This window comes from Nocardia sp. TBRC8007 (assembly GCF_056629435.1).
The window spans coordinates 243,551-260,188 of sequence record NZ_JBWSOR010000001.1; the positions used below are offsets into that span (position 1 = coordinate 243,551).

At 64.5% G+C, this 16,638-nt stretch carries 21 protein-coding genes; 6 read left to right on the plus strand and 15 right to left on the minus strand.

Annotated features, from left to right (window positions below):
- Positions 1 to 4: 4 nt before the first annotated feature.
- The gene (locus ACX4ZE_RS01035; protein WP_480271332.1) at positions 5 to 406 is read right to left on the minus strand and encodes a hypothetical protein; all 402 of its coding nucleotides are present in this window, start codon (positions 404 to 406) and stop codon (positions 5 to 7) included.
- Here ACX4ZE_RS01035 and ACX4ZE_RS01040 point away from each other — a divergent pair.
- On the plus strand, positions 399 to 830 hold the full coding sequence (locus ACX4ZE_RS01040; protein WP_480271333.1) for a DUF4232 domain-containing protein: 432 nt from the start codon (positions 399 to 401) through the stop codon (positions 828 to 830). The two genes, ACX4ZE_RS01035 and ACX4ZE_RS01040, sit on opposite strands and share 8 nt — an antisense overlap.
- Positions 831 to 900: 70 nt before the next feature.
- Positions 901 to 1,443 carry a YaeQ family protein gene (locus ACX4ZE_RS01045; RefSeq protein ID WP_480271334.1) on the plus strand — a complete coding sequence of 181 codons (543 nt, stop codon included), beginning with the start codon at positions 901 to 903 and terminating at the stop codon, positions 1,441 to 1,443.
- Positions 1,444 to 1,574: 131 nt separating this feature from the next.
- Here the strand turns inward: ACX4ZE_RS01045 and ACX4ZE_RS01050 are convergent, their stop codons facing one another.
- From ACX4ZE_RS01050 to ACX4ZE_RS01095, 10 genes are all read right to left on the minus strand, one after another.
- Positions 1,575 to 2,177: a 4Fe-4S single cluster domain-containing protein gene (locus tag ACX4ZE_RS01050; protein WP_480271335.1), complete on the minus strand. Its 603-nt coding sequence runs from the start codon at positions 2,175 to 2,177 to the stop codon at positions 1,575 to 1,577.
- Positions 2,177 to 3,043 carry a helix-hairpin-helix domain-containing protein gene (locus ACX4ZE_RS01055; RefSeq protein ID WP_480271336.1) on the minus strand — a complete coding sequence of 289 codons (867 nt, stop codon included), beginning with the start codon at positions 3,041 to 3,043 and terminating at the stop codon, positions 2,177 to 2,179. Before ACX4ZE_RS01055 ends, ACX4ZE_RS01050 begins: the two co-directional genes overlap by 1 nt.
- Entirely contained in the window at positions 3,040 to 3,252 is a 213-nt protein-coding gene (locus tag ACX4ZE_RS01060; RefSeq protein WP_480271337.1) for a DUF2997 domain-containing protein, read from the minus strand. Before ACX4ZE_RS01060 ends, ACX4ZE_RS01055 begins: the two co-directional genes overlap by 4 nt.
- Positions 3,249 to 3,674 (minus strand): hypothetical protein, encoded by a 426-nt coding sequence (locus ACX4ZE_RS01065; RefSeq protein ID WP_480271338.1) that lies wholly within the window; start codon positions 3,672 to 3,674, stop codon positions 3,249 to 3,251. The genes ACX4ZE_RS01060 and ACX4ZE_RS01065 overlap by 4 nt, the downstream gene beginning before the upstream one ends.
- A 22-nt stretch (positions 3,675 to 3,696) precedes the next feature.
- Positions 3,697 to 4,491: an AAA family ATPase gene (locus ACX4ZE_RS01070; RefSeq protein WP_480271339.1), complete on the minus strand. Its 795-nt coding sequence runs from the start codon at positions 4,489 to 4,491 to the stop codon at positions 3,697 to 3,699.
- A 63-nt stretch (positions 4,492 to 4,554) separates the two neighbouring features.
- Positions 4,555 to 4,992: a hypothetical protein gene (locus ACX4ZE_RS01075; RefSeq protein WP_480271340.1), complete on the minus strand. Its 438-nt coding sequence runs from the start codon at positions 4,990 to 4,992 to the stop codon at positions 4,555 to 4,557.
- Positions 4,989 to 6,137 carry a molybdopterin-dependent oxidoreductase gene (locus ACX4ZE_RS01080; RefSeq protein ID WP_480271341.1) on the minus strand — a complete coding sequence of 383 codons (1,149 nt, stop codon included), beginning with the start codon at positions 6,135 to 6,137 and terminating at the stop codon, positions 4,989 to 4,991. The genes ACX4ZE_RS01075 and ACX4ZE_RS01080 overlap by 4 nt, the downstream gene beginning before the upstream one ends.
- Positions 6,134 to 6,796 carry a class I SAM-dependent methyltransferase gene (locus ACX4ZE_RS01085; RefSeq protein ID WP_480271342.1) on the minus strand — a complete coding sequence of 221 codons (663 nt, stop codon included), beginning with the start codon at positions 6,794 to 6,796 and terminating at the stop codon, positions 6,134 to 6,136. Before ACX4ZE_RS01085 ends, ACX4ZE_RS01080 begins: the two co-directional genes overlap by 4 nt.
- Positions 6,790 to 7,476 carry a TIGR04282 family arsenosugar biosynthesis glycosyltransferase gene (locus ACX4ZE_RS01090; RefSeq protein WP_480271343.1) on the minus strand — a complete coding sequence of 229 codons (687 nt, stop codon included), beginning with the start codon at positions 7,474 to 7,476 and terminating at the stop codon, positions 6,790 to 6,792. Before ACX4ZE_RS01090 ends, ACX4ZE_RS01085 begins: the two co-directional genes overlap by 7 nt.
- Positions 7,473 to 8,132: a glycosyltransferase family 2 protein gene (locus ACX4ZE_RS01095; RefSeq protein WP_480271635.1), complete on the minus strand. Its 660-nt coding sequence runs from the start codon at positions 8,130 to 8,132 to the stop codon at positions 7,473 to 7,475. Before ACX4ZE_RS01095 ends, ACX4ZE_RS01090 begins: the two co-directional genes overlap by 4 nt.
- A 135-nt stretch (positions 8,133 to 8,267) precedes the next feature.
- On the opposite strand from ACX4ZE_RS01095, the gene ACX4ZE_RS01100 reads away from it, so the two are divergent.
- The 3 genes from ACX4ZE_RS01100 to ACX4ZE_RS01110 are packed head-to-tail and all read left to right on the plus strand — an operon-like array spanning position 8,268 to position 11,099.
- Entirely contained in the window at positions 8,268 to 9,608 is a 1,341-nt protein-coding gene (locus ACX4ZE_RS01100) for a hypothetical protein (RefSeq protein ID WP_480271344.1), read from the plus strand.
- Positions 9,609 to 9,613: 5 nt separating this feature from the next.
- A complete protein-coding gene (locus ACX4ZE_RS01105) occupies positions 9,614 to 10,081 on the plus strand; it encodes a response regulator transcription factor (RefSeq protein ID WP_480271345.1) in 468 nt (155 codons plus the stop codon).
- Positions 10,074 to 11,099 (plus strand): sensor histidine kinase, encoded by a 1,026-nt coding sequence (locus ACX4ZE_RS01110; RefSeq protein ID WP_480271346.1) that lies wholly within the window; start codon positions 10,074 to 10,076, stop codon positions 11,097 to 11,099. Before ACX4ZE_RS01105 ends, ACX4ZE_RS01110 begins: the two co-directional genes overlap by 8 nt.
- 1 nt (position 11,100) lies before the next feature.
- Here the strand turns inward: ACX4ZE_RS01110 and ACX4ZE_RS01115 are convergent, their stop codons facing one another.
- From ACX4ZE_RS01115 to ACX4ZE_RS01125, 3 genes are all read right to left on the minus strand, one after another.
- Positions 11,101 to 12,159: an NAD-dependent epimerase/dehydratase family protein gene (locus tag ACX4ZE_RS01115; protein WP_480271347.1), complete on the minus strand. Its 1,059-nt coding sequence runs from the start codon at positions 12,157 to 12,159 to the stop codon at positions 11,101 to 11,103.
- Positions 12,160 to 12,281: 122 nt separating this feature from the next.
- Complete coding sequence (locus tag ACX4ZE_RS01120) at positions 12,282 to 13,490, minus strand: lipase family protein (protein WP_480271348.1); 1,209 nt, start codon at positions 13,488 to 13,490, stop codon at positions 12,282 to 12,284.
- Positions 13,491 to 13,675: 185 nt separating this feature from the next.
- Complete coding sequence (locus ACX4ZE_RS01125) at positions 13,676 to 14,422, minus strand: glucose 1-dehydrogenase (RefSeq protein WP_480271349.1); 747 nt, start codon at positions 14,420 to 14,422, stop codon at positions 13,676 to 13,678.
- 158 nt (positions 14,423 to 14,580) lie between these two features.
- Between ACX4ZE_RS01125 and ACX4ZE_RS01130 the strand changes: the two genes are divergently transcribed.
- Complete coding sequence (locus ACX4ZE_RS01130; protein ID WP_480271350.1) at positions 14,581 to 15,039, plus strand: MaoC family dehydratase; 459 nt, start codon at positions 14,581 to 14,583, stop codon at positions 15,037 to 15,039.
- 21 nt (positions 15,040 to 15,060) lie between these two features.
- Here ACX4ZE_RS01130 and ACX4ZE_RS01135 read toward each other — a convergent pair whose 3' ends face one another.
- Complete coding sequence (locus ACX4ZE_RS01135) at positions 15,061 to 16,452, minus strand: WS/DGAT/MGAT family O-acyltransferase (protein WP_480271351.1); 1,392 nt, start codon at positions 16,450 to 16,452, stop codon at positions 15,061 to 15,063.
- Positions 16,453 to 16,638 lie beyond the last annotated feature (186 nt).

Consider the following 16,638-nt stretch of genomic DNA (forward strand, 5'->3'; position numbering starts at 1 on the left):
TCTGTCAGCTCCAGAATCCGATGTGTAGTGGCTCCCGCTCCCGGACTGTGCGATCTTCGGGCAGTCCGTCTTCGTGCTGGGCGTGGACCGGCCTCGGCCAGCACGCGCATCCGACAGGAATCCCGTGTGCGGGGCTACTCTGGGAGACGTTGGAGATCTCGCAGCCGGAGATCTCGCGGCCCTGATCCCGTGGTGCGGGAGGAAGGGTGGAGATGACCACTCGAACAACAAGAACAGTGCTGATATCCGGATGTGCGGTGCTGGTGCTGCTGTCCGGGTGTGCGGCGAACGACTCGCCGGCCACCATACCGGTGACAAGCTCTTCGACGGCGTCCGCCGCGCCGACTGGCTCCAGCCCGGCGGGCGCCACCTCCGCACCGATATCGCAGTCGGTCGTGGTGACCACTGCTGTGGACCGAGCGGCCTGCGGATCCGGCCAGGTGGATACGGCGATCGGCGAAAGCGAAGCGGCTATGGGGCATCGTGGGGTCCGGCTGAACTTCAGCCTCGCCGCAGGCGCGCAGCCGTGCACGGTGACCGGCTATCCCGGTGTGGACGCTGTCGGCAATGGCCCGGTCGTCCACGCCGACCGCACGCCGACCGGCTACCTCGGTGGCCTGCCCGCCGGTCAGGACACGGCGCCGACTGTCCTGCTCCAGCCGGGCCGTGCGGCTCATGCCCTGCTGGAGGCAGTTGTCTACGACAGCAACGGCCGAACCTGCGCGCAGTCTTCGAGGATTCTTGTCACCCCACCCGATTCGACCGACACTCGCTCCCTGCCGGTCACCATCGCCACCTGCGGGTTACAGGTGCACCCGGTGACCGGATAACCGCATGCCGAAGCGACCGGACCACCGCGTGGTAGGCGTGGCGACCACTGTCGGTTAAGCTCCTGCTCCTGTGGCTCTCAGTGCAACCGTGTACACCTTCGCCGTCCACTTGGCCGACGTCGATCGTGGCGTCTATCAGGAGCTGGAGTTACGCGTAGCGCGGCATCCTTCTGAAACGGCCGAGTTCATGCTGACGCGGTTGCTGGCCTACTGCCTCGAGTACGAGGAAGGCATCGTCTTCAGCGATGGCGGTGTTTCGTCCACCGACGAGCCCGCAGTGCTGGTGCGCGATCTCACCGGACACCGCACCGCCTGGATCGAAGTCGGCGCACCCGATGCGGAGCGGGTGCATCGCGGCAGTAAATCGGCCGACCGCGTCGTCGTCTACACTCATCGTGAGCCGACCAAGGTACTGGCGCAGCTCGCGGGCAAGCGGATCCACCGAGCCGATACGATTCCCCTCTACAGCTTCGACCGCGAGTTCATCGCTGCCGCGGGTACTGCACTCGAGCGGCGCAACACTGTGACTTTGTCGGTCACCGAGCGTTTGCTGTACCTGGATCTCAATGGCATCGGCTTGACCACATCGGTCGACGAGTATCGGCTCGGGTAGCTACTCCAGCCTTGCGGCGTCACAGAATTCAGGCATTCTTCTATGGAATGCGCTGCTCTATGGAATGCGCTGCGCGAAGCCGACTTCTCATCCACAGCGCGCCATTTGGATCGGGTCGCGTCAGAGGGCCGTCACCCGCTCTGCCGCTGTCTGCTGCCGAGGGCGGGTCCGAGCATATCGAGTTGGGTTTTGCCGAGGAAGCCCGCGAGTTCCACGGTGCCATCGGACCGGACCCGGACATCGAGCTGGTTTCGGTTGGTACGGGGATCATAGTGGCGGTAGCGGTCGGTGAGATGCAGGAATCGCTGGTTGGTCGAACCGACGAGCGCTCGGTGCTGTTCTGGTTGATCGGTTAGGTAGGGGCCGTCGACGAGGCAGTCGATGTGCTGGAGGAAACGGCGTTCGTCACGGCCGCGTGCGGCGAGGTCTTCCCGCAAGTAGCCGGTGAAGACGAGGACGCCGAGGCCGGCGGCGTGCGCTGCTTCGGCTAGATCGGCGCCGGGCGCGGGCCGGTCGAAGGGTTCGCCGCCGAGCAGAGTGATCCCTTCGCAGCCTGCGGTGATCGCGTCGGCAACGATCGTCTCCGGAGCGAAGTGGCGCCCGCCGCGGGTGGTGAACAGGTGGGGATTGACGCATCCAGGGCAGCGGATAGCGCAGCCCTGCACCCAGACAGCGGTCCGCAGCCCTGGGCCTTCGGCTGTGGTGCCGTGCAGGACGTGGGCGATCCGCAGCATCAGAACTCGAGCCTGCGGCCGGCGGCCGGCGGGGGCGCCGTTGTCGTGGTGGTCGATGTGGTGATGCGATCTTGGATCGCCAGGTAGACGTGTGGGGGTATCCCCGCTTCCGTCATGATCTGGTCGGGTGCGGAGTAGCGGCCGAGCCGATGCCTGGCGGTGACGATCGCCTGGGCTGCGGCAGCGTCCAGGCCGAGCTCGTGTTGCAGCTGGTGGGGTTCGGCGCTGTTGAGGTCCACTGGTCCCGCTGTCGGCACAGGCGTGGTGGCCTGGTCGGGAAACAGCGTAGGGGTGGCCGGAGCGGAGGGATCGGCGGAGGGGCCGGGGCTGCCGGTCCACGACGGAGCCGCCGTGGTGGCGGGCGGTCCGGGCCAGGGGCGCTGGGAGTGGTTCGGTGCGGCGGGGTACCCGCGCATGGCCGCGTCGACGGCGGGTGGGAGCTCGCCGCTTGCAGTGACCGTCGTCGGGTTCGCACCCGCCTGCGCCGTTGACTCGACGGCGTGCCACGGGCGTCTGGGATTGTAGGCCCGCCATTTCAGATAGGCGCGGTTCGTGGCGAAGGTGTGGATGATTCCGCCGATCCATGTGAACACACAGACCGCCGAGAGCAGGGAGCTGGCGGTGGAGTCGCTCGGCTCGGCTTTGGTGCCCGTGTCGACCGTGCTCAGAGCGATCACCAGGGCGATGCTGTACACCAGCCATCCTGCTGTTGCCAGTAGCCAGGTCTTGTTACGGACTCGCAGTCCGATGATCAGAAATCCGACGAAGTTGAGTATGCCGAACAACGGCAGCAGGCTCCACAGGGTCCAAGCACTGTTGCTTACTCGCCATCTCCGTGAGCAGAGGCGTTCTTCCGGAGTTGTCATGCGAGGTCTTCCTGCTGGACGAAGGCGGCGTCGGTGACGGTCTGGGACGCGTGATACTCCTGGGTCAGGCGGGAGTCGACGACCTTGGCCTGACGGCACAGCTGCTGAATGAGTGCGACGTCGTCGAGACACGAAGGTCCGGGACGGCCGGTCGATTGAGCGCTGATGGTGCCGTCCGCGGAGACGGTCACGACAATGCGGCGGTTCATCGTTGCTCTTCGAAGACGAGCTGGACAGTGCCGTCGGTGGCGTGTTCGGTGACCAGCCGCAAACCGAGCTCTCGGGCATGCTGCCGGACCACGGCCACGTTGCGGGCCTGCAGGACCCGGCCGACGGCGTGCTCGAGGTCGGCGAGCATCGTATCGGTGGCTTGTTCGTCGTTATTGATCCGGCCGAGGAAGACCTCGCCTACTCGCTGAAAGGTCGCCGCACCCAGCTGGGTGACGGCGGTAACGGTGTCTTCGGTGTGGACGATGTTCCGAGCTCCCAGTACGTGCAGTGCTTCGATCAGCAGCGCGTGGTCGGTGATCCGGGTCGTTTTGCATTTCCGGCACAGGTCCGTGTTGCGGCTTTCTCGCCATGCCGCCGCGGCGGCGATGCCGAGTGGGATCAATAGAAGTTCCACGCTCACGCGGTGTTCCTCTCCGGGATGCTCAGAACTCGAAGGTCCTGCCGCCTCGCCAGTTGCCGATCTCAGAAGAACCTTGTGGCGCGCTCTTGGTGTAGGCGGCGCGGTCCTCGGCGCCGGTGGCCGCCACCGCGCGGGTGGCTGCCCACTCCCGGATGTGCGCGATCTGTTCGGCTTGGGTGATCGACAGCGGAACGGTATTGGCGAGTGCGCGCTGCAAGTCGCCGATAAGCACATTGCGGCGTTCGGCGAAAGCGTCGAAGCACGCGGAGATGACCATCTGCTCGATCTCGACGCCGGAGAACCCTTCGCTCGCCGCGGCCAGCGAGGTGGTGACCTCGTCCGTGGGCTGTACGACGGGACCGGCGCAGTGCTCGCGGATGCGCTTCTGGATGTGCAGCTCCCAGATGGTGACCCGCTCGGCCTCGGTAGGCAGATCGACGAAGAATATTTCGTCGAACCGCCCCTTGCGGAGGAACTCCGAGGGCAGGCTTTCGATGCGGTTGGCTGTGGCCACCACGAATACCGGGTTCGTCTTCTCCTGCATCCAGGTCAAGAAGGTGCCGAATACACGTTGACCGGTGCCGGAGTCGCCCCCGGACGCTGACGAGCCGAAACCCTTCTCGATCTCATCGATCCACAGGATCGATGGCGATACGGCTTCCGCCAGGCGCAATGCCTCCCGCATGTTCTGCTCGCTCGACCCGACCAGGCCCGAGAAGACCCGTCCGACATCCAGCCGCAACAATGGCAGTCCCCACAGGCTGGACATGCACTTGGCGGTCAAACTTTTTCCACAGCCGGGCACGCCCGTGATCAAGATGCCTTTCGGGGCCGGGAGGATCCCACAGGAGTTACCGAGCCTGCCGAGAACTCTTGGGGTTCAGGTTTCCTTGTCCGGCAACTGTCGGGTCCGGCTTCCTCGCGTGGTCCGGTCGAGTCCGATCAGCACGACCAGCGTCCACACCACGAACAGCGTGATGGCCAGGCCGGTCGGATAGTTACGATCCAGCACAGTGGGGTTGTCCGGCAGCGCATGTCGTCTTCCCACCACTGGCGCGGCGAGCAGCACAAGCGTGACGGTGCACACGGCGCCGCAGGCGGCGGGGCCCCACCAGCCTGTGGGCAGGATGCGTCGCGCGCCGATCCCCGCTGTCGCCGACAATGGCGCGAAAACCGCGTCGTGCAACAGGATCCCCCCGCCGCACCACAGTACGACCGAGAACAGGTCCGTGCCGGCGAGTTCGAGCAGTAGCGTGAGGCCATATCCGCTGAGCCCGAGGCCGGCCAGCAGCAGCGCTGCCCGGATGGCTGTGATCAAGGCAGCACCTCGATTCGGGAAAGCCATTTTGTCTGCAGCACACCGGGGCGATTCGGTGCGATGAGACGGCAGGGATAGCCGTGGTCCAGGTCGAGGGGTTCCCCGTTCACTGTCATCGCGATGAGCGTGTCCGCGGCAAGGACATGTCGTTGTGGCAGTACCGAGCTGCGATAGATCCCGCCGGTCTCCAGCGAATCGAACCGAACGTCGCCGCCGGTGTAGCCGACGAGGGCGAGGACATCGCGCAGTCGGACACCCGACCACTGCGCGGACACCGACCAACCTTCGACACACGCGATCGGTAGCCGCGCCGCGGTCTGTGGCAGCGCTACCAGTTCGGTCCGGGTGAACTCACGTTGCCGTTTCCCGGCGCGCACTCGCAGCCGATAGCCGGGATCGCGTGCCCGTTCGGAGACACCGGCGGCGGCAGCCGAGCGATTGACCGGAACTCCTTGCGGTCCTTGCCCGCTACGCGGCGCGAGGACTGCCACCCACCGCAACAATGGCACGGTTTGCCCGGCTATTGCCAGCCCGGCCACCGCCGCGGACACCCATGCTGTGTTCAGTACAGTGCGGCGAGCGATCCGAGGTGCGCCATGATCGGTGTCGATCGGTATCGAGTGTTGCGGGGAAAAGCCATCGAGAGATGCTTGCTTCGAATTAGATTCGACCGGTCGGCTCAATGCTTCCCGCACCACTGGCAACTTCACCGCCAGATGCACCGCGAGTGCCCCTGCGGCCACATAGGCCATCGCGTAATGCGCGGTGGGGAAGAAGAACTTCCACGGGTAGTACTGTGCGATATTGGCCAGTCCGGTCGACAACTGGAAGATGACCGAGCCCACCAGCAGTGCGATCGATCCGCGCTCGGCGATACGAAGCGGCGAACCGAATATCGGCCGCTGGAACAATCTCGGATAGACCGCCCACAATTTCACCAGCAGCAGGGGAATGGCGACAACCCCCGCGATCACGTGTGTGCCCTGGGTGAGTCGGTAGAGCCAGAAGGGCCGGGTGGGCCACCAGAACCACGTCGGTGGATGTTGAATCCCATGGCTCAGCAGCCCGGTGCCGAAGCACACCATGATCGCGATGCCGAGCGCGATGCCAACCCGGCTTGCTACTTCGGGTCCGCGCGCACTCATGGTGTACTCGCATTCTCGTGCTCATCAGGGTGCCTTTTCAGCCAGGCGATGTGTCGCCCGGCCACCTCAGCGGTCGCGCGCAGCCGGAACCCGGTCGCGCGGGCCAGTGGCTCCGCGTATTCGATGCCCACATATGCCCACGGAAACCAAGGCCCCGCGGAATTTTTCGTTTCCAAGCGGAGCTGTCGCCGAGCGATGCCGGTGCCGGGACGGTCGAACTCGACTACGACGACTCCGTCCGCAGTGAGCAGATCGCGCGTCCGGTCGAGCAGCCGTAGCGGATCGCCGCCGATGCCGACATTGCCGTCGGCCAGCAGAGCATAGGTCCAACGCCCGGCTCCGGGCAGTGGCCCGAACAGATCGCGGTGCAGCGCGGGTGCCCCGCGAAATCGGGTGACCGCTACCGCCATCGGTGAGATATCCACCCCGAGTGCGACGACGCCGCGGCGCAGTAGCGCGGCGACCAGGCGACCGGGTCCGCAGCCGAGGTCGATGGTGGGGCCGTCGCAGCAGCAGGTCAAGGCGGTGTCGGCGAGGTGATCGGCGTCTTCGCCCGCGCCCAGCCATTGCTGTGTCGGCAGAGGGCGTATGGACCCGTCGATGGTGCGGACCCAGCAGTCCTCGCCTGCCAGCGCCCGATCGAAGATCTCGTTCACCATGCCGTGGTGCGATGATGTAGCCGCTGCACGACATCGGCGAATCGGCCCTCGGTGGCTGTTGCGACCCGCAGGGCGTCTTCGAAATGATCGACATCGGAGTGAGTCGGCAGTAAGCGAACACGCATACCGCATCGCTGTATCTCGTTTCGGGTCAGCAGTCCGGTGCGGGAAGTCGACATCGGTACATCCGTGAGCGCGCGCGCGGGTTGTGGTGTGGGCAGGCCGAGCGCCCACCAGCCGCCGTCGGTGGCCGGGCCGAGAACGGCGTCGCCGGTGTCGAGCAAAATCCTGGTCGCATGGTTCAGCAGCTCGGTGGTGAGTTGTGGAGTATCCATGCCGATCTGCAAGACCGGTAGCCCCGCCCGAGCGGCATCGGCGTGCGCGTTGGCCAACCGCTCGCCGAAGGTGCGCCCGCGTTGCGACAGCACCTCGACACCGGCCAGTAGTTCGCTCAATTCGCTGCGTCGCTCAGCGGCGGCGAGGTCGCCGGTCATGGCGACAACGCGGTGAACGACGGCACAGTGCAGGACGGCATCGAGAGTGTCGAGCAGGGATGCCGCGGCCACCTCGGCTGCTTCGTGCGGGGTGAGCGGCGGAGTAAGCCGGGTTTTGGCGAATCCGGCAACGGGCGCTTTCGCCACGATCAGCAAGGTGGCGGGCTGGGGTGCTGGCCAGGTCATTTCAGCACCGTCCAGAAGTCTCGGGTGGCGCGCACCGATCCGCGCCATGAGCCGGACACCTTCGATATCCCGCCTGTCCGTGGCCGGTAGGTGATGTCCTTCTCGACTACCCGCCAGCCTGCGGCGGCTGCCCCCATCAGCAGTTCCAGCGGGTAGCCGAAGCGGGCGTGCAGCGGTCCCAGCGAGAGCAGCGCCGTCCGGCGGGCGACCCGCATCGCGGCGATGTCGTGCACCGGTACGCCGTACCTGCGACGTAGTCGAGTGGCGATCATCCGATTGCCGAGCCGAGCGTGCCAGGGCCAGCTGCCCCCCCGCACCGGACGGCGCCGCCCGACTGCGAGATCCGCACCTACGCGTATCTCGTGCACCAGAACAGGCAGTTCAGCGGGGTCCATCGATCCGTCGCCGTCGAGCACCGCGACCAATTCGGTCCGTGCCGCGGCGATCCCTGCCTGTACTGCGGCGCCGTATCCGGGGCACTGCTCAGCGACCACGCATGCTCCGCCCGCCCGCGCGACGGCGGCGGTAGCGTCGGTGGACCCGTTGTCCACGACCAGCGCCCGGTAGCCGTGTGGAATCGCCGCGAGCACATCCGGCAACGCCTCGGCTTCATCACGGCACGGAATGATGACGGTGACGCCGTCTCGTTCGTCCATGGATTCGGTCACCCTTGAGACGCTAGGTCCGGAACGGACAGGTGAGACTGCGAAAACGGTTACGAAACTCTGACGGTGTCTGTTTCATTGCGACTGTCAGCGGATCCTCGTGCACTTCGAGCCTATCGTGGCCGTGTGCACGATCTCACCGAAGCCACCCGAGGGCAGGTCGGCCGATTCCGTGGCGAGCTGCTCGCCGCGGGTGTCGCTGTCCTCTTGGTCGCCGCGGCATTCGAAGTTCCGCGAATTGTCGGTGGTCAGTGGCAGCGTTCGCTCTATGCGGGCGCCGCGCCGATTTTCGGCGTGTGGTCGCCGCATGTCGGCTGGGGGACTGTCCCAGCTGTCCTGATAGCCGTGATAGTCGTGCTGACCGGCCCGGCCATCGCGGCCCGGCTGTCCTGGCCTCGACTGCTGATAGCGGCATATGTCGTCGCGGTGTGCTGGACGTTCGCGTTGGCATTGGTCGACGGATGGCGTCGTGGCTTCACCGACCGGCTCACCGACCACAATGAGTACTTGTACGAAGTTGGCGGAGTTACCGATCTGCGCGTGATGCTGCGCGAGTTCTCCAGCCGGATTCTCGACTTCCAGCCGGACTCGTGGACCACGCATGTCTCCGGGCATCCGCCGGGCGCCTTGTTGTTCTTCGTGCTACTGGATTGGGTCGGGCTCGGCGGCGGAGCATGGGCGGGAGCGGCCTGTCTGTTGATCGGATGTAGTGCGGTGGTCGCGGTAGCGGTCGCCTTACGCGCACTCGGTGCCGAGTACCGCGCGCGAGCGGCGCTGCCGTTTCTGGTGCTCGCGCCCGCCGCGATCTGGATCGCGGTGTCGGCCGACGCGGTATTCGCCGGTGTCACTGCGTGGGCGGTGGCACTGCTCGCACTGGCCACCAGGTCCGGTCGGACAGTGACTGCGGTCGGGGCGGGGGTGTTGTTCGGTCTCGGTGTCTACCTCAGTTACGGTCTGGCGCTCATGGTGTTTCCGGCCGTGGCCGTTCTGGTGGCGGGGCGGACGGTCCGGCCGCTGCTTCCAACCCTTGTCGGCGCGTTGGCAGTCGCCACCGCGTTCACTCTCGCCGGTTTCTGGTGGCTGGATGGCTATCATCTGGTCATCCAGCGTTATTATCAGGGCATTGCCGCTGAGCGGTCGTTCGGCTACTGGTGGTGGGGGAATCTCGCGGCGACTGTGTGCGCTATCGGTCTGGCTGTTGTCGCGGCGCTGCCGAGAACGTTGTCGCGGGCAAGCGTGCGCGCGTTGGACCCGGCGACGTTGTTGGTGGCCGCGGGACTGTGTGCTGTCCTGGTTGCCGATGCCAGCGGGTTGAGTAAGGCCGAGACCGAGCGGATCTGGCTGCCGTTCGATGTGTGGTTGTTGGCTGCCACCGCGTTCTTGCCGAGAGCCACCACCAGGATCTGGCTCGGCGTGCAGGCGCTTGGTGCTCTGTTGTTAGTTCATCTGATCCTGACGAATTGGTGAATGCCATGAGCATACTTATCGCAGATGATGATCCTGTTGTGCGCGACGTGGTCCGTCGTTATCTGGAACGCGATGGCTCGACCGTGCTCGAAACCGTCGACGATTATGTGACCAAGCCGTTCAGCCCGAGTGAGTTGGCGTTGCGGGTAGCTTCGGTATTGTATCGGTCTCGTTTTGTAGTCCCGGCCGACCGTTCGGTGCTGCGAGACGGTGTGATCGAGGTACGCTCTGCGGCCTGGCTGGTGCTTACCGACGGTGCCCAGGTGGAGCTGACCTCACGCGAATGCGATCTTCTGGCCAAGGTATGGGGCTGGGACGTATGGGGCTGGGACTTGGGTGATCTCTCCACGGTCACTGTGCATGTCAAGCGATTGCGCGTCAAGCTCGGTGATCATCATCGGATCGACACCATATGGGGGTGTGGCTATGCGTGGGGGCGCGCAGGTACCGAGCAGGATCGGTTACATGGATGAGCTGGCACTGCATCTGATCCTCTACACCGCCGCAGGGTCGGTGCCGGTGGTTCTGTTCGGGGCGATTCTGCTGTATGTGGTCGGTAACAGGTCACTGACCAGCAGTATGGTCGCGCTGGTTCTGATCCCGATCCTCTCGGCGCTCGCCGGGCTGGCCGTGGTCAGCGGGCTGATGTTCACCGCAGAGTTGCATCGCATGCTGGTGGTGCTCGCTGTTGTCGCCGCGGTTACCGTACCCACCGCGGTGCTGCTCGGCAGGCAGCAGGCGCGCAAAACTGTCTGGGAGAATCAGATCCGCGAGCAAGAACGAGCCGCCGAGCGCTCCAGGCGTGAACTGGTCGCGTGGGTGAGTCACGATCTGCGCACCCCGCTCGCGGGTATTCGCGCGATGGCCGAGGCTTTGTCGGGCGGCATGGTGTCCGACGCCGCGGCGGTCACGCACTACGCCGAGCAGATCGGTCGGGAGATCCATCGGCTTTCCGGCATGGTCGACGACCTGTTCGAGATGTCGAAGGTCGACACTGGTGCGCTACGTCTGGCGCTGGCGCCGATAGATCTGCGTGAGTTGATCGACGAGGTGCTCGCAGCCAATCGCTCGACTGCCGAGCGCGCAGTGGTGTCCTTGCGCGCCGAACAGCCGGACTTCCGCGTTATGGTCGCTGCCGACGACCGCGCACTCGGCCGGGTGCTGACCGATCTCGTCGCCAACGCCATCGCACACACCCCGCCGGGTGGTCATGTCGCGATCTCGGCCGGAGTGGTCGACGGGCGGGCGTGGGCGAGAGTGGACGATACCGGCCCCGGTATCGCCGGAGGCGACCTGACCCGGAACTTCGAGATCGCCTACCGTGGCACAGCAGTCCGTTCGCTGGTCGCTGTGGACGGTATGTCCGCGGGCAGCGGTATGGGGCTGGCTACTGCAGCGGGCCTGGTCGAGGACCACGATGGTGATGTCACCGCTCAGAATCGTGATCGTGGCTGCCGTTTCGAAGTGCGGTTGCCGCTTTCGGAGAACTGACTCACTGTGTCGGCGCACCCGATCCCGCGATGGCACGCAGCGGAGCGAACGCGAAATCAGCGAGCCCTTCGTGCGGACCGATCCGGGCGGAGAACCTCAGCAGCCGCCGGGCCGCATTCGGGTTCGCGACGATATGGCGGACATCACCGGGCCGATAATCGCCGGTCACCACCGGTGTGGGGCCGTGGCAAGCGTCCGCGAGCACCGTAGCGACCTCGCCGATCGTGATCGGCTGTCCGGAGCAGATATTCAGCGGCACGAACCCGGGCAGCGGCTGCTCGACAGCCGCGAGATTGGCTGTCGCGACATCGGACACGTGCACGAAATCCCTTGTCTGCCGACCATCTTCGAATACGCGTGGTGCACGCCCTGCCGCCAGTGCCGATCGGAAAATTGCCGCGACACCGGAGTACGGGGTGTCCCTCGGCATACCGTCACCGTAGACGTTGTGGTAACGCAAGGCGGCGACAGTGCCGCCGGTAGCCGCCGCCCACACGGCGGCGTAGTGCTCCTGCGCTGTTTTGCTCGCCGCGTACAGGCTGCGCGGCCGCAAAGGACTGTCCTCGGGTACCGGTGTCCAGCGCAGCGTATCCCCAGTGATCGCGCAGTAATGCTCGAACCGTCCCCCATCGAGATCCGCGCGGGTGCGCTGTCCGGGCTGGACCGACTCGCCGCGAGTGTTCCGATAGCACCCTTCGCCATAGACCACCATGGACGATGCCAGCACGAGCCGACGGCAGCCTGCCTCTGTCATAGCGGCAAGAACCACGGCTGTGCCCAGATCGTTGTGGCCGGCATAGGCAGGCGCATCAGCGACGCTCACTCCGGCCCCGACGACAGCAGACTGGTGGCAGACCACATCGATACCGCGCAGCAGCGGTGCCAAACCGTCGATATCGCGAACGTCGATCTGATGTACGCCCTCCGGGGCTCGCGCGCCGGGCCCGTGTGCTGCGGGCAGCATGAGATCTACGGCGATCACCTCGTGCCCGGCCTGGACCAATGCCGGGTGCACGTGAGATCCGATGAAGCCGGCCGCGCCGGTCAGCAGAATTCGCACAGGTATCGGATTCGTGTGGGGCGGGCTCGGCGGGCACTGCCCGCCTGGTCGGCATGCATGATCCGATTCTGTCCGTATTCCAGCTGGAAGTCGCGTGGCGCGGCCGCGGCGTCATACTTTTGTCAGCAATTACTCGGCGCGGGTTCGCCCCGCAACCGCGCGTCCAGCCAGCCGAACGCCGCAGGCAAGCCGAGCGCCCCAGCGGACAGGTGATCAGGACTCGGATACAACTCGTATTGGACACGCGCGCCCGCGGCGCAATACCGTCGTATCGTATTGTCGATCGCTTCCACCGGGATCAGCACGTCTTGGTGTGCCCGCCACTGGAAGATCGGCATGGTCGGTATGCCGTCGAAGAACTCCAGGCTGTTTTCTCTGAGTACCGCGCGTGCGCGTTCTTCGTAGAGAAGTGAAACCGAGGTCGAGACTTCATTGACGCTGAGTCCCGCACCCCTGAAAATGATTTCGTTGGTGCAGCTGTTGGCGATCTGGTCCCGGATCTCCATGCCTTTCGAATTCAAGTATTCGCTGATCGGCAATCTATCCGGATACTCTCGTTCCAAGCCGACCGCTGCTGCGAAGGCGAGGCCGAAGGCCGCATGCGCATCGTGGCCGATGCCATCGGTCATGGCTATCAGGTCCATCGGCACCCCGCCCGCGGCGACACCGGCGAAAGGCAGTTCGGGCGCGTATCGAGGTGCCAGCGCGGCCGCCCACGCGCTCGCCATGCCGCCACCGGAATAGCCCAGCATGGTGATCGGACTGTCGGCCAGCTCCAGCTGCGCGACGCGCCGTGCCGCGCGGAGGCTGTCGAGGGTGATCAAGCCCCCCAATTTCGCGGCACCGTAGGCACTGGTCGGACCGAGATGGTCGGGCAGAACCACCGACCAGCCGCGCAGCAGCATCGCGTTGAGCCCGGGTATCTCCCGGATCACCAGGCTGGGATCGTCGGTGTAGAGCAGTCGAGATACGGCGCACTGCGCGCCGAGCGAATTGACGTAGTGCTGATAGGACAACAGTGGCCCGCCGGGTGCGTGATTCGACGGAGTCAGCACGGTGGTAGTGGCCGCGATCGGCTTACCAGTGGAGTTGGTAGAGCGGAATTTGATCATCGTGATGCTCGTTCCGGGGAATATAGGTAGAGCGGGCATCGTCCGGACCGCTAGGACGTCACCGGGTGCGGCGCGGTCCAGCTCCGTCGGGGCGGCGTAGAACGGATCGGGATCCGGGTTCGGATAGATCGGCTGTGCGGCCGACATCGATGCGACCACGGACAGCGCGACCAGGGATAACGCGGCCACGGAGGTAGTGATAGTAGCTGATCGAAGCATGACGTTCGTCGACTCCCATCCATCACGACATTTCGTTTATGTTGGCGTGCTAAAGTCGAACGCTCCGTATCCCATTCGCCCCATTATCGAGATACGGACTCGATCACTCTAGGAGACGAGCGGAGAAAGCCGAGGTAGCCGCGCCGGTCGGCGGCTGCTCACCGCCGTGGCTCGCGATAGTGGAATCAGTCGCCGAAGTTCTTGTGCGGAATACCCGCGGTCAGGCCGCCGTCGATGACGAATTCGGCTCCGGTGGAGTACGACGATTCGTCGCAGGCGAGGAATACCACTAGAGCGGAAACCTCGGCCGGGTCGGCGGCCCGGCCGAGCGGAATCTGCAAGAAGTCCGCGGGGATGTTCTCTGTCATCGGGGTCCGGATCAGGCCGGGGTGTACCGAGTTCACCCGAATCCTATACTGCGCCAACTCGAGTGCGGTGGACTTGGTCAGTCCACGCACGGCGAATTTGGTAGCGGTATAGCCGTGCAGCTGGGGGCTGCCCCGCATACCCTCGACGGAGGAGATATTGATGATCGAGCCGCCGCCCGCCTTGACCATGGCCGGAGTCGCCTCCCGCATGCCGAGGAAGGTGCCGGTCAAATTGACGTCGATGATTCGTTGCCATTCGGCCAGCTCGTAGGAGACGAGCGCCTTACCGTTCGCGACGCCCGCGTTGTTCACCAGCACATTCAGCGACCCGAACCGGCGCACCGACTCGGCGACGGCCGCGCGCCAGTCATCCGGCTCACGCACGTCGAGAGACACGTAGACAGCACTGTCGCCCAGCTCGTCGGCGACCGCGGCGCCCTCCTCGTCGAGCACATCGCCCAGCACCACTCGCGCGTCCTCGGCGACCAGTGCCCTGGCGTGTGCTGCGCCCATGCCGCGCGCCGCCCCGCTGATCAATGCCACCTTTCCGGTTAACCGACCCATATCGTGATACCTCATCTCTCCCGAGTCTCATTCCAGGAATGAATGTCACCGACTGCGCCGTATACTCGGCTCACTGTGCGACGGTAGCCCAGATTCCGCATGAAACTCGTTGTGTGCGTGTGGTCTGCGCGAATCGAAATTGGTCTAGGGTTCGTCGTATGAGCGAACCGATGACGTTCACGATGGACACGCTACGCACCGCTACGGGTGCCGACCTCGGCGCGAGCGGCTGGATGGAGATCGATCAGCAACGTATCGACGCGTTCGCCGAGGCGACCGAAGACCGTCAGTGGATCCATACCGACCCTGAGCGGGCCGCGGCGGGACCGTACGGCACGACTATCGCACATGGTTACCTCACCTTGTCGTTGCTGCCGTCGATCATGGGCCAGATCTTTCGGATCACTGATGCCTCGGCACGAATCAATTACGGCGTGAACAAGGTTCGTTTCCCCGCGCCGGTTCCTTCCGGCTCTCGTATCCGAGGTCGGGCGCGGATCGTGACTGTCGAGCAGGTGCCGGGCGGTTTGCAGACGACTACCTCGGTGACCATAGAGCGTGAAGACGGTGACAAGCCGGTCTGCGTCGCGGAGATGGTCATGCGTGTCCTGGCGTGACCTGGATAGAAATCCCTGTGCTCAGAAGCTTTTCCGTGCTGCGGAAAGCAGTTCGGCGATTGTAGCCGGTACAGCGTCGGCGAGCTCCGCGATATCGGGCATCAGGTCCGCGCAGGCGATGAAGCCGAAATCGAGTTTGTCATTGTTCGACAACACGGTCACATTCAGTCCCGCGCCATGGAACACCGGCCCGAACGGATACATGCCGTCCACGCGTAGGCCGAGGAAGTGCAGCGGCACCGGCGGGCCGGGCACATTGGACACCACCAGATTGTGCACCACCGGGTGTATCTCGGCCAGCCGCCACGACGAGTATATTCGGGACGCGAACCGGAAGGTGTTCGGCGGCGCGTACTTCGACCAGTCCTGCAGGAAGTCGGCGCCGACGATCTTGTGCTCCTCCTTAGCCCCACGGTTGGCCTCGGCTACCCGCTGTAAGCGCTCTACCGGATCGGCGATATCGGTGCCGAGCAAGGTGAACAGCGCGGAGACTTTGTTGACGCCCGCCGTGTGCCGCGTCGACCCGTGCACGGATATCGGCACCGACGCGATGAGTGAGCGATCCGGTAGTTCACCGTGTTTGTCCAGGTAGGCGCGTAGCGCCCCGGCCACAATGGTCAGCACCACATCGTTTACCTTGACCTCGAACGCGTATCGGATCTCCTTGATGGCGTCGAGTTCGGCCTCGGCGAACGCGACGGCGCGCCGCTCGGTGATGGCCAGGTTGAACGGTGTGCGCGGGGCGGAGAACGGTATCGCCATCCCGGCTTTGTCCTTGCGGCGGCGTCGTGCGAAGCCTGTGACTACTTCGAAGGTTTTCGGGACCATGCCGAGGAAGCCTGCTTTGGCGGGCAACTTCACCACTGCCTCCGCCAGCAGTCGCCAGTCGTTCGGACTTGGTTCGGGGTGTTCTTCCTGATGGGGCACTAGTTTGGTGACACCCGGTTCCGGATCGCAGAGATGCGTTAACAGATTGGCGCCGGTGACGCCGTCCACAGCGGCGTGGTGGTATTTCACGATCACCGCGACCTTATCGTCGTCGAGGCCTTCGACCACCGATACCTCCCAGAGCGGACGATCGCGGTCCATGGGGCGGCTTGCGATATCTCCTACGAGTTGCTCGAGTTCGTAGCGACCGATCGGTGGGGTGATCGTGATCCGGTGAACGTGATTGTCCAGGTCGAAATTCTGATCTGTTATCCATACCGGATGATCCAGATTGAACGGCACCTCGTGTACACGGCGACGCAACTGCGGGATCAGTGGAAGCCGTCGGCCGAGCTCAGCTTTGAATCTATTGAACGAGTAATTTCCTGACGAGCGGTCCAGGATCAACAGCGCGCATATATGTAGATGCTGGGTCTTGGTTTCCAAGTAGAGGAAGCTGGCGTCCAACCCTGTGAGTCGCTCCATGTAGGAATTGTACTGTAACGCGTTCTAGTGAGGTATCGAGAACGTGATCTATCGGCTGTTGCGAAGACACGTGATAAGAAGGAGATGATCACCTTTTCATGTGACCGAAAGTTCTATATATTGAATCGAAATGATCAATTTTTTACTCGGGGGATGCGGACCAGCTATGTTGCTCTCGAACCGACG